The sequence below is a fragment of the Herbaspirillum sp. RV1423 genome, from assembly GCF_000577615.1.
Taxonomy (GTDB): domain Bacteria; phylum Pseudomonadota; class Gammaproteobacteria; order Burkholderiales; family Burkholderiaceae_D; genus Herbaspirillum.
Genome location: NZ_CBXX010000067.1, coordinates 1 through 11,965, shown reverse-complemented (window position 1 = coordinate 11,965; position 11,965 = coordinate 1). Strand labels below are relative to the sequence as shown.

The following is an 11,965-nucleotide window of genomic DNA, read 5'->3' as shown; positions in this document are numbered from 1 at the left end:
CGCAAATGGCGTGGCGCCATTACGCCGATTACGGAGTGGCTCCTTTACGCCGCAAATCCGGTGGCGCCATTACGCCGACAATCTGGTGGCGCCTTAACGCCGATTACGGAATGGCTCCTTAACGGCGAAAATTCACAACCGTTGATTTCATTGACTTTCCTGTTCGCTTTGTAAACGGGTATGGTGGCCTCCCACTTTTGAGGTTCACGATGCAGGGTTGGCACACAACGTTTTTGGGGATGCGTGGGCTCCCCCGCGATATCAGCGACTTCGAGATGAAGGCATTTTTCACCTTCGATGGTGCCGAGCGCGACGCAATCAATGCACGCCGAGGTGATTCCCACAAGCTTGGTCTGGCGCTCCATATTGGTTTCCTGCGCATGAGTGGGCGTTTGCTCGGTGCCTTTCGGGTAATTCCAGTAGCCTTGTGGCGCCACCTTGGCAACGAGCTTGGCATTGCAGCACCAGAAGTCGCCTCGCTGAGAGCCATGTATGAACGCGGGCGCACGCTATTCGATCACCAACAAGTAGCCTGCACGGTCCTTGGATTCCAGTGGATGAGCGAGCACCAGCGCCGCTCACTGGTACGTGAACTGCGCGACGAAGTGGCGCGCTGCGCCGACCGCGATCAGCTACTCGTGCGGGCGCGTCAATGGCTGTACAAGAACAAGCTGGTGATCGTGCACGAGCGGGCAATTCGGACACTGATTGCGGCGGCACTTGCCCAGCTTGAAGTTGAAACAGGCACCGCCATCGCCGCCAGCGTTGATCCAGCAACACTTGATCGCTGGCGAGCCTCAGTTTCAGAGCTGCGCCCAGATGGACAAACCCAGCAGAGTTGGCTATGGGCTGCACCGGCGAAACACTCAACCCGCCAAATCAGCGAGGTACTGGAGCGCATCGACCTGCTTTACACGCTGGACGTTCATAAGCACCTGGCAGACATCCCCGATCTCATCTTGCGCCGCTACGCGCGCCGACTTGTCTCCAGGCCGCCCTCAGCCGGAGCCAAGATCAAAGAGCCAGCGCGCACCGTGGAGGTCGCATGCTTTCTTCGGTATTGCCTGTTCACCACCACAGACCAGTTGATCCTTATGGTGCAGCGCCGGATCGCCGATCTGTGGCGTCAGGCTGCCGCCGATGTCCCCGCTACCGTCAATTGGGCCGCAATGTACAAAACGCTGCTCGGCGAACTTGTTGCCTTGAGCGCGCAAGGTGCGGTGCCAGATGCTGAGTTGCGTGCCCGTCTTGAAGCCTTGATCACCGAAACCCAGAAACGCAAACCACCGAGCAGGGCCTCCCTGGTCCGCGAGGGATTGATTGATGGAATTCGCCCCGTGCGGTCGTTGCTCGTCGCCATTGCAAAGCTGCCCTGGCAGGCCACCGGCGAGCATCCTGCCATCGAGTACCTTGCCAAGCTGCAAGCTTTATATCTCAAAGGATCCAGAAAGCTGCCAGTTGAAGTGGTGGCACCAAGTCTGGGAATGATCTGGCAGGTTTCGATCTCCAGCCCAGACCGGGAACGGGCGTTTCAGGCGTTGGAGGTGGCCACCCTGTTTGCCCTGCGCCGCGCGGTGCGCAATGGCTCGGTCTGGATTGAGCACAGCCTGAGCTTTCGGGGTCGTGCGCGCTTGTTCTTCACGGACGAGCGTTGGCAGGCAGAGTCCAAGAAACACTATGCCCGTCTATCGTTACCCAGCAAGGCTGCCACTTTCTTGAAGCCTTTGCTGGCCAGAGTAACTGCCGGTGTCGATGCGGTGGCCGCTGCAGCCCGCAGTGGCGTACTGCGCGTGGATGATGAACTCCATTTGTCGCCATTGCCCGCAGAGGACGAAGACCCAGAAGTGACCAAGCTGCGCGCGGCTTTGGATCACCGCATCGGTGAGGTTCAATTGCCGGAAGTGATTCTGGCCGTTGACGCCCAGGTGCGCTTTAGCTGGATCATGCTCGGACGTGAGCCGCGCTCTACCGACGAGCTGCTGATGGTCTATGCCGGCATCATGGCCCACGGCACCAGTCTGACTGCGGTCGAATGCGCGCGCATGATTCCGCAATTGTCTGCCACCAGCATTCGCCAGGCCATGCGCTGGGCGCGGGACGAACGGCGTCTGAGCCAGGCCTGCCAGGCTGTGCTGGAATTCATGCAGCGACACCCGATTGCCGCCACCTGGGGGCGGTCCGATTTGGCATCTTCTGACATGATGACCATGGAGACCACCAAACGGGTGTGGCAAGCCCGGCTTGATCCTCGGCGCAACACACCTTCCATTGGAATCTACTCCCATGTAAAAGACCGGTGGGGCATCTTCCATGCGCAGCCCTTTGTGCTCAATGAGCGCCAGGCGGGCGTGGCCATTGAAGGTGTCATCCGCCAAGAAAAGCTGGAGACCAGCCAGCTTGCTGTGGATACCCATGGCTACACCGACTTTGCCATGTCACATGCCCGTTTGCTTGGTTTTGATCTTTGCCCGCGGTTGAAGGAACTCAAACAGCGCCACCTCTTTGTGCCACGCGGCACCAAAGTGCCCGCAGAAATCGCTGCGGTGTGCGAAGCCAATGTCGACGTCGCTTTGATCGAAAAGCATTGGGATAGTCTGGTGCACCTGGCAGCCTCGGTCATGAGCGGACATGCCAGTGCGGTGGCAGCTCTTGCGCGGTTCGGTTCTGCCGCCCAGGGCGATCCAATCTATGAGGCTGGCGTGCAATTGGGGCGGTTGCTGCGTACGGCGTTTTTGGCTGACTACTTTGTCAAGGACGCTTTCAGGAACGAGTTGCGCCGGGTGCTCAATCGGGGCGAGGCTGTTAACGCCCTCAAGCGCGCCATTTATACCGGCCGGATCAGCCCGGCGCAGGCCAAACGTGTCGATGAAATGCAGGCTGTGGCCGATGCGTTGAGCCTGATGGCCAACATCGTGATGGCGTGGAATACCTCACAGATGCAGGCGGTCCTGGATCGCTGGTCGAACCGCCGCCAGGTCATTCCACCGGAACTGATCGGGAAGATTGCGCCCACCAGGCTGGAGAGCATCAACTTGCGGGGTGTGTTTCGCTTCCCGGTTGACCGCTATGCTGACCAAATCCTGCCTTCGCGGCCAAATGCATCGATAACTGGCACCAATGGATGAAACCGACCACGGTTTGACGCCACGAATCGCAGATTTGAAAGTGAACAGGAAAGTCAATGAAATCAACGATCTACCAACACCACCTCCGCGCCAGTGCTAGCTTTTCGTACCGTCACTTATTGCACTGAAAACGAGGAGACCCCCCTTTCCACTGAAAGAACACAACCCATGCCCCAATTCACCCTGCGCCAGAAATTTTTGTTCGGCATGGTCGCCGTGCTCACGGTGTCACTGCTGGTGATGTTGGGGGGGCGATTCCTTGGCAAGGCCGCGCGCTTCCCCCCGATGGCCAGTCCAAATTCCCCCACCTGTGGCCACCCCAAATTCCCCAGGCAAGACCGGTTGGATTATGACGACTCAGTGCCGATGGCGATGCGTGCGGCGGCCTCTTTGAGCCGGTAGCTCTTGCCCTCGAATTCCAGCATCGTGCAGCGGTGCATGAGGCGGTCCAGGATGGTGGTCGCCATTGTGGCGTCGCCCAGATAGCGACCCCAGTCCTGCACCACGCGGTTGGAGGTCACCACGATGGCGCGGCGCAGCTTGTAGCGCTGATGCACGATGGCCTGCAGGACCTCGGCGGCGTGCTCGCTGATACGCCTGGCCAGGAACAGATCGTCCAAGATGATCAGGTCAGGCTCCACCCACTCCTTGAGCAGGCCGATGCGCTCGGTGGCACTTGCCAGCGCGTAGCGGGCGAATTCGGCGTCGGCCTCGAGGTAACGCACATCGTGGCCGCCCAGCGTGGCCTGGTAGGCGATGGCCTTGGCAATGTGAGACTTGCCGGTGCCGGGTTTACCGACGATGAGCGCGTTGGAACCCTCGGCGATGAACTTCAGGGTGTGCAGCTCAAAGCAGGCCGCGCGGGGCAGCTTGGGGTTGAAACGCCAGTCGAAGTCGGCCAGGCTGACCTTCTCGTCCAGACCCGAGCGCTTGTAGCGGCGCTCTGTCAGGCGCGATCGGCGCCGGTCGAGCTCATCCTGAAGCATGGCGGCGAAGGTCTGCAGAAATGGCTCCTGGGCGACCTGGGCCTGCATCACGCGGGTCGACAGGGTCTCGGCAATACCCGACAGGCGCAGCTGGCGCAGCGCGCGCTCGATCTCGACCATGTTCATGGCTGGCTCCCAACTGCGGCGGTGGCCGCAGCGTGGGCAAACAGGTCACCGTATTCATCGGCATCGCGGATCAGCTCGTGCTGCTGGGTCAGGGTCGCCGTGGTGGGCGTTACATGCTCGCCACCGGCCTGGGTCTCGATGGCTTCAAGCGCATCGGCAAAGAGCGCCTCTGTCAATGCCTGGACGCGCTTGAAGCTGTAGATGCCCTGCTCCAGAGCCTGGGCGCAAGCGGCGTTGACACAATGCGCCGGATATCGGCGCACCAGGCCGACGATGCCCCAGAGCTTGCGCTGGCCCACCCGGCCCTCGATGGCAAAGAGCAACTGGCACAGCCGGGCGGCGTGTTCGCCAATCTGGCCGGCCTGGCGCAGGATCAGGCGGGTCTCACGCGAGGGGTTGAACACCCGCTCATCCTGGGGCAGCACCACGGTGCCGGGGCGTTCAGCCTTGGGGTGACTGCGCAGCAAGGTGCCGGTTTGCAGATCAAAGATCTGGATGCGCTGGGCGAAGATGCGCACCCGCACCTTCGATCCGATGACCGCCGGGCGCGCGGCGTAGCTGCTGTGCTCCACCCGCACACAGCTGTCGTCGCACACCGTGCGCTGGACCTCTTCGAAATACTGCATGCCCAGCAGTGGCAAAGCTTTGAGGTGGGGGCGTTCTTCCGCGAACATGGCCTGCACCTGGCGCCGCTCGGTGCCGTGGATGCGCTTGGCTGCCCAATTCTTCTCCCATTGCGCCAGGAAGGTGTTCTGCTCTTCGATGGACTCAAAGCGCCGGCCCTTCAAGGCCGTGGCCTGGGTGTGGCCGATGGCGTGCTCTACCGTACCCTTGCGGTTGGGGTCACGCACCCGGGCCGGGTCGGCCACCACGCCGTAGTGCGCCAGGGTGGCGGCATAGACCGGGTTGAGTTCGGGCTCATACAGGTCGGGTTTGATGACGCCCTCTTTGAGGTTGTCCAGCACCACGTACTGCGGGCAGCCACCGAAGTGGCGAAACGCGCGCTCGTGCAGCTCGGCCCAGACCTGCTGGCTGGACTTCCAGACCACGTGCCGAAAGCTGGCCCGCGAGTAGCGCAGCGTGGCCACGAACAGGCGCGGTTTGCGGTACCGGTTGCTGCCCGGCACCCGGGTGGGTGCACCCTCACCGTAGTCCACCTGCATCTCCTCTGCGGGCAGGAAGGACAGGCGGTCGAATTGTTCGGGCTCCTTGTGACGCAGCCGGGCCACGAAGCGTTTGACCGAGTTGTACTGGCCGGCAAAGCCGTGGACATCGACCAGGTCCTGGTAGATGGCCGTGGCGTTGCGCTTGAGACGCAGTTGGGCCTCGATGAAGTCGCGGTACGGCTCGCATAGGGAGGCGGCCACTGACGTGGGAGCCGGTGGCCAGGGTGGGGGAATTTGCGCGGCCACGTGAGCGGCCATGGCATCAGGGCCGGTGGCCACCCCGGGGGAATTTGACTGCTCGGCCTGCCGGCGACGTTGGTAACTCCTGACGGTCTTGCGGTCGATTCCGGTGATGCGCGCGATCTCGCGCTGGGTGCTGCCACGCTCGAGCAGCGTGTAGACGGTGGCCCGTTGGTTGGGTTTCAAGACATTCACTCCTTGGCCTCCCCTCGGGGAAGACCAGAACTACTGTCCTGCCAACAGGTGCCAGCGGCGCCGGCGTTTACCCCCTGTCCCCGATCAACTCAGGTGGGGGAGTTTGAGGTGGCCATCAGTGGGGGAGTTTGGGTGGCCGCCGGGGCGCTTCCACCACCTGGAGCGGGAACATCTTGCGGCTGTCATGCAGATGGCACTCGCCATGCAGCGGGCAAGCTCGGGTGACACGGCCCCGGCGGTTGGCAAGGACCTGCTGCTCAAGCCGATCAAGCACGGGCAGTGGCTTGCCGCGCAGGTCGATGTGGAGTTGTTCAAGGTCGAGCAGGGGTTGTTCCGCTTGTTCGGCTTTGGTGGCGTTCTTGACTTGCCGAGCAAGGACATTGGCGACCTGGAGCGCATGAAGAAAATCATCGAGCTCGAACCTGGCAGCACCGTGAGCCCGGCACTGGTCGAGCGGCTGCGACCCGACATGGCGGTGGTGCAAGATGGCTCCGAACGTTTCGCCCCGCTAGTGGCCGAGGCGGTCGGCTTCATCAAGGCGCTTGTCTTCAGCATCAACCTGCTGGGCGGTCTGGTGCTGCTGGCCTCCTTTTGGGCGATCCGCAAAGCGGTGCTCGGGCCGCTGGAGGAGGCGCTGCGGCTGGCGGGCCAGATTGCCCAGGGCGACCTCACGGGGCAGATCGTGACGCGTTCGAACGACGAAGTCGGCCAATTGATAACCGCCCTGGCGGACATGCAGGGCAGCCTTTCCAGCATGGTGGCCCATGTGCGCCAGAACGCCGAGAGCCTGGAGGCGGCCAGTTCCGAGATTGCCCAGGGCAACCACGACCTGTCGGCGCGCACCGAAAGCCAGGCCAGCGCCCTGGAAGAAACCGCCGCCAGCATGGAGGAGCTGAGCTCCACCGTGCGCCAGAACGCCGACAACGCGCGCCATGCCAACCAGCTCGCGCAAAGCGCCAGCGCCGTGGCCGTCCAAGGCGGCGAAGCTGTGGCCCAGGTGGTCAACACCATGACCGGCATCAACGAAAGCTCACGCAAGATAGCCGACATCATCGGCGTCATTGACGGCATCGCCTTCCAGACCAATATCCTGGCCCTGAATGCCGCGGTCGAGGCCGCCAGAGCGGGTGAACACGGTCGCGGCTTTGCCGTGGTGGCCGCCGAAGTGCGCAGCCTGGCCCAGCGCAGCGCCGAGGCTGCCAAGGAAATCAAGACCCTGATCAGCGACAGCGTGGGCCGGGTCGAGCAAGGCAGCGCCCTGGTGGACCGGGTCGGCGCCACCATGAAAGAGGTCGTGGACAGTATCCGGCGCGTGACCGACATCATGGGCGAGATCAGCGCGGCCAGCACCGAGCAGAGCCAGGGAGTAGCGCAGGTGGGTGAGGCCGTCACCAATATGGACCAGGTCACGCAGCAGAATGCGGCGCTGGTCGAGCAGATGGCCGCGGCGGCCTCCAGCCTGAAGGGCCAGTCCGAGGAGCTGGTGCAGACGGTGGCGGTGTTCAAACTGGCGGGTGAAGGCAGTTCTGACCCGGCTGCCTACGCACAAGGCCAGTCGCATGGAAGAACTGCTGCCGCATCGGTTGGCAGACCACCGACATCCTGATTCTCAGCTATGGCCGCCCGCGGCAGTCAATATGGGCTTGCTGGACGCTTATGCTTCAGAGAAAAGCTCGACGAACAACTGACGTAGCCACATGTTGCCCGGATCCCGGTTGTACTTGGCATGCCAAAACAGGTTGATGGCGATGTCAGGCAGCTTGGCCGGGTGCGGGGATGTCGTCAGACCAAAAGGCACTTCGCAGCGAACGGCAAAACGTTGCGGCACGGTCGCGATAAGGTCGGTGCTGTGCAGAATGGGGCCGACCGCAATGAAATGCGGCACCACCAGTCGCATGCGCCTTTTGATGCCTGCGCGTTCAAGCAGGCCATCGACCTCACCGTGTCCGGTGTTGAGTGCGACCACGCCGACATGCTCCAATTCACTGAACTGCCTCAGGCTCATGGGGGATTTGGCGCTTGGATGGTCCTTGCGGAACATGCATACGTAGCGGTGGCGAAAGAGGCGCCGCTGAAAGAATCCGGTCTGTAGCTCTGGCAGAAGACCCAAGGCAAGATCGACCGCACCCGACTCCATATCCTCCTTCAGATTGCCTGCATTCGGGCGCAGCGTGCTGATCTGGATATGAGGAGCTCGTTGCGCAAGCGCTTCCATCAGTGGAGGCATGAAGTACATCTCGCCGATGTCGGTCATGGCCAAGTTGAAGGTGCGCGTGCTGATAAGCGGGTCGAACGAGTCACGGGTCGTCAGCGCCGTCTGCAGCGTGTTGAGCGCATAGACCACGGGCTCCGCAAGATGCAGTGCATACGGTGTCGGCTCCATGCCTTTTGACGTGCGCAAGAACAAATCGTCCTTTAGCGCCGCACGCAGCCGTTTAAGTGAATTACTGACGGCAGGCTGCGTCAGCCCCAGTTTTTCGCCGACCGTCGATACGCTCCGGTCGAGCAGTAGCTGTTTGAAGACCACCAGCAGATTCAAGTCGATGTCGCGCAGATCCATGATGTCTCACCATTATTCATGCTGGTGATTTTAACTATCAGATTTGATCTATGGCGCTATACCGCTCGACGGGCCAGAATCGCAGCCATTCGGAGACAACTGAAAAAGAGCTTGCATGGAACTGGTAGTAGAACCCCTCAATTTGCATCTGAACGCGGAGACCGGCAGCACCCTGCTTGACGTGCTCAGGTCCAACGAGGTCCCCATTTCTTATAGCTGCATGTCGGGCCGCTGCGGCACTTGCCGTTGCCGTGTGATTGCCGGCCATCTTCGCGATAACGGCCCCGAGACAGGGCGCCCGCAGGCAGGAAAGGGAACCTACGTTCTGGCCTGTCAGGCGGTACTGATCGAAAACTGCACGATTGAGATCCCTGAATCTGACGAGATCGTGGTTCACCCGGCGCGCATCGTCAAGGGGACGGTCACAGCGATAGACGAGGCCACCCATGACATCCGGCGCCTGCGCATCAAACTGGCCAAGCCGCTTGAGTTCAGCCCCGGCCAGTACGCAACGGTGCAGTTTACGCCCGAATGCGTCCGCCCCTATTCGATGGCCGGGCTGCCTGGCGATGCAGAAATGGAGTTTCAGATTCGCGAGGTTCCGGGCGGGCACGTCAGCAACTACGTTTTCAATGAACTGTCCGTAGGCGCTTCGGTGCGGATCAGCGGCCCCCTCGGAACGGCCTATCTGCGGCGCACGCACACGGGCCCCATGCTTTGTGTGGGGGGTGGAACCGGTCTGGCGCCCGTCCTTTCGATCATTCGAGGCGCACTGGAGGGAGGGATGAGCAACCCCATCCATCTGTACTTCGGTGTGCGGAGCGAGCAGGACATCTATGACGAGGAACGCCTTCACGCATTGGCTGCAAGGTTTCCGAATCTCAAGGTGAATGTCGTTGTTGCAACAGGCCCTGCCGGCCCTGGTCATCGATCCGGCCTGGTCACCGATCTGATCGACCGTGACCTGCCCAATTTGGCGGGATGGCGCGCCTACCTGTGTGGCGCTCCGGCCATGGTAGAGGCCCTGAACCTGCTCGTTGCTCGCCTGGGCATAGCACCCGGGCATATCCATGCCGATGCGTTCTATCCCAGCGGTGTCTGAGCGAAGGCGCCATGCGAGCCCAATTTAATCCAAGGAAACCATGCCATGAATGAACCCCAACCCGTGTTTCCCCAAGATCCGAAGTGGCCGGGCGACGGCAGCAGCCGCGTTCCCTTCTGGGCCTACACCCGCGAAGACCTGTACAAGCGCGAATTGGAGCGCCTGTTCTATGCAAACCACTGGTGCTATGTAGGCCTGGAAGCCGAGATTCCGAATCCAGGCGACTTCAAGCGAACGGTGATCGGTGAGCGCTCGGTCATCATGGTGCGTGATCCGGATGGCGGCATCAACGTGGTGGAGAACGTCTGCGCCCACCGTGGCATGCGCTTTTGCCGCGAGCGCCACGGCAACGCCAAGGACTTCTTCTGCCCCTACCACCAGTGGAACTACAGCCTCAAGGGTGACCTGCAGGGCGTGCCCTTCCGCCGTGGCGTCAAGCAGGACGGCAAGGTCAACGGCGGCATGCCCAAGGACTTCAAACTCGAAGAACACGGCCTGACCAAGCTCAAGGTGGCCGCCCGAGGCGGTGCAGTGTTTGCCTCTTTCGACCACGATGTCGAGCCTTTCGAGGACTTCCTGGGCCCAACCATCCTGCACTACTTCGATCGCGTCTTCAATGGCCGCAAGCTCAAGATCCTGGGCTACCGCCGCCAGCGCATCCCGGGCAACTGGAAGCTGATGCAGGAGAACATCAAGGACCCCTACCACCCGGGCCTGCTGCACACCTGGTTCTCGACCTTCGGGCTCTGGCGCGCCGACAACAAGTCGGAACTGAAGATGGACGCCAAATTCCGCCACGCCGCGATGATCTCCACGCGCGGTCAGGGCGGCAAGAACGAGGAGGTCGTGTCCGGCGTGGACAGCTTCAAGGAGCAGATGAAGGTGAACGACCCGCGTCTGCTGGACATCGTGCCCGAGCCCTGGTGGGGCGGCCCGACCGCCGTGATGACCACGATCTTCCCCAGTGTGATCATCCAGCAGCAGGTCAACAGCGTATCGACGCGCCACATCCAGCCCAACGGCCACGGCTCCTTCGACTTCGTCTGGACCCACTTCGGCTTCGAGGACGACAACGAGGAGTGGACCCAGCGCCGCCTGATCCAGGCCAACCTGTTCGGCCCGGCAGGCTTCGTCTCGGCCGACGACGGCGAGGTGATCGAGTGGTCGCAGGAAGGCTTCGAGCAGAACCCGTCGCACCGCTCCGTGATCGAGATGGGCGGCCACGAGATCGGCGACACCGACCACATGGTCACCGAAACGCTGATCCGCGGCATGTACGACTACTGGCGCAAAGTGATGGGGGAGTGAACATGATCGACTTCAAGACGTACTTCGAACTGCTGAACCTGTACAGCGACTACGCCATGGTCTGCGACTCCGCCGATTGGGAGAAGTGGCCTGATTTTTTCATTGAGACCGGCACCTACCGCCTGCAACCGCGCGAAAACTTCGAGCAGGACTTGCCGCTGTGTCTGCTGGCGCTGGAGAGCAAGGCCATGATCCGTGACCGAGTGTACGGTGTCAAGGAAACCATGTACCACGATCCCTACTACCAGCGCCACATCGTAGGCACGCCGCGCGTGCTGTCGGTGGAGCGTGACGCGGATGGCGAGCGCATCACCGCCGAAGCCAGCTATGCCGTGATTCGCACCAAGTACGACGGCGATTCCACGGTTTTCAACGCCGGCTATTACCGAGACGTGATCGTGCGAACACCCGAGGGCCTCAAGCTGAAGTCGCGCCTGTGCGTGTACGACAGCGAAATGATTCCCAACTCCATCATCTACCCTATCTGAGAACGAATCCAATGAGCGAGAACTGGATCGACGCCGCCGCCCGCGACGAGGTGCCCGAGGGCGACGTGATCGGCATCAATATCGTCGGCAAGGAGATTGCCCTCTACGAGGTGGCGGGCGAGATCTACGCCACCGACAACACCTGCACTCACGGCGCCGCCCGCATGAGCGATGGCTTTCTCGAAGGCCGGGAAATTGAATGTCCTTTGCATCAAGGCCGATTCGATGTTTGCACGGGTAAAGCCTTGTGCACACCCCTGACACAGGACATCAAAACCTACCCCGTAAAAATCGAAAACATGCGCGTGATGCTCAAGCTGGACTAAAACTCTTTGCAGGAGGAAAGCCAAATCCGGAAATCACCCCACCCAACCCAATCACTACCCGTTTTCAAACAAGAGGAGACAAGCAATTATGAGTTACCAAAACTTAGTGAGTGAAGCAGGGCTGACGCAAAAGCACCTGATTCATGGCGACAAAGAACTTTTCCAGCACGAGATGAAGACCATCTTCGCGCGGAACTGGCTTTTTCTGACCCATGACAGTCTGATTCCCTCCCCCGGCGACTATGTCACAGCAAAAATGGGCGTCGATGAAGTCATCGTCTCCCGTCAGAACGATGGCTCCGTGCGAGCCTTTTTGAATGTTTGCCGCCACCGGGGCAAGACA

The 11,965-nt window shown here is 61.2% G+C and carries 9 protein-coding genes and 1 pseudogene; 7 read left to right on the top strand and 3 right to left on the bottom strand.

The window, feature by feature from the left end:
• Window positions 1–209: 209 nt before the first annotated feature.
• The gene (locus RV1423_RS27715) at window positions 210–3,125 is read left to right on the top strand and encodes a Tn3-like element IS1071 family transposase (protein WP_003158660.1); all 2,916 of its coding nucleotides are present in this window, start codon (window positions 210–212) and stop codon (window positions 3,123–3,125) included.
• Between the two features lie 347 nt (window positions 3,126–3,472).
• Here the strand turns inward: RV1423_RS27715 and istB are convergent, their stop codons facing one another.
• Both istB and istA read right to left on the bottom strand, forming a co-directional pair.
• The gene (gene istB, locus RV1423_RS27710) at window positions 3,473–4,237 is read right to left on the bottom strand and encodes an IS21-like element helper ATPase IstB (RefSeq protein WP_011804279.1); all 765 of its coding nucleotides are present in this window, start codon (window positions 4,235–4,237) and stop codon (window positions 3,473–3,475) included.
• Window positions 4,234–5,838 (bottom strand): IS21 family transposase, encoded by a 1,605-nt coding sequence (gene istA, locus RV1423_RS27705; RefSeq protein ID WP_034303860.1) that lies wholly within the window; start codon window positions 5,836–5,838, stop codon window positions 4,234–4,236. The genes istB and istA overlap by 4 nt, the downstream gene beginning before the upstream one ends.
• 511 nt (window positions 5,839–6,349) lie before the next feature.
• Between istA and RV1423_RS27700 the strand changes: the two are divergent.
• Window positions 6,350–7,444 (top strand): annotated as a pseudogene (locus tag RV1423_RS27700) (methyl-accepting chemotaxis protein); the annotation flags it as partial.
• Window positions 7,445–7,492: 48 nt separating this feature from the next.
• On the opposite strand, the gene nagR reads toward RV1423_RS27700, so the two are convergent.
• On the bottom strand, window positions 7,493–8,398 hold the full coding sequence (gene nagR / locus RV1423_RS27695) for a naphthalene degradation transcriptional regulator NagR (protein ID WP_034303858.1): 906 nt from the start codon (window positions 8,396–8,398) through the stop codon (window positions 7,493–7,495).
• A 115-nt stretch (window positions 8,399–8,513) separates the two neighbouring features.
• On the opposite strand from nagR, the gene nagAa reads away from it, so the two are divergent.
• The 5 genes from nagAa to RV1423_RS27670 form a co-directional block, all read left to right on the top strand.
• The gene (gene nagAa, locus RV1423_RS27690) at window positions 8,514–9,500 is read left to right on the top strand and encodes a naphthalene 1,2-dioxygenase/salicylate 5-hydroxylase systems ferredoxin--NAD(P)(+) reductase NagAa (protein WP_034303856.1); all 987 of its coding nucleotides are present in this window, start codon (window positions 8,514–8,516) and stop codon (window positions 9,498–9,500) included.
• A gap of 45 nt (window positions 9,501–9,545) precedes the next feature.
• Window positions 9,546–10,808 carry a salicylate 5-hydroxylase large oxygenase NagG gene (nagG, locus tag RV1423_RS27685; protein ID WP_034303855.1) on the top strand — a complete coding sequence of 421 codons (1,263 nt, stop codon included), beginning with the start codon at window positions 9,546–9,548 and terminating at the stop codon, window positions 10,806–10,808.
• A gap of 2 nt (window positions 10,809–10,810) precedes the next feature.
• The gene (nagH, locus tag RV1423_RS27680) at window positions 10,811–11,296 is read left to right on the top strand and encodes a dalicylate 5-hydroxylase small oxygenase NagH (protein ID WP_034303854.1); all 486 of its coding nucleotides are present in this window, start codon (window positions 10,811–10,813) and stop codon (window positions 11,294–11,296) included.
• An 11-nt stretch (window positions 11,297–11,307) separates the two neighbouring features.
• Entirely contained in the window at window positions 11,308–11,622 is a 315-nt protein-coding gene (gene nagAb, locus RV1423_RS27675; protein ID WP_034303853.1) for a naphthalene 1,2-dioxygenase/salicylate 5-hydroxylase systems ferredoxin NagAb, read from the top strand.
• A gap of 88 nt (window positions 11,623–11,710) precedes the next feature.
• The coding region (locus tag RV1423_RS27670; protein WP_034303852.1) for a Rieske 2Fe-2S domain-containing protein at window positions 11,711–11,965 on the top strand (255 nt) is incomplete at its 3' end.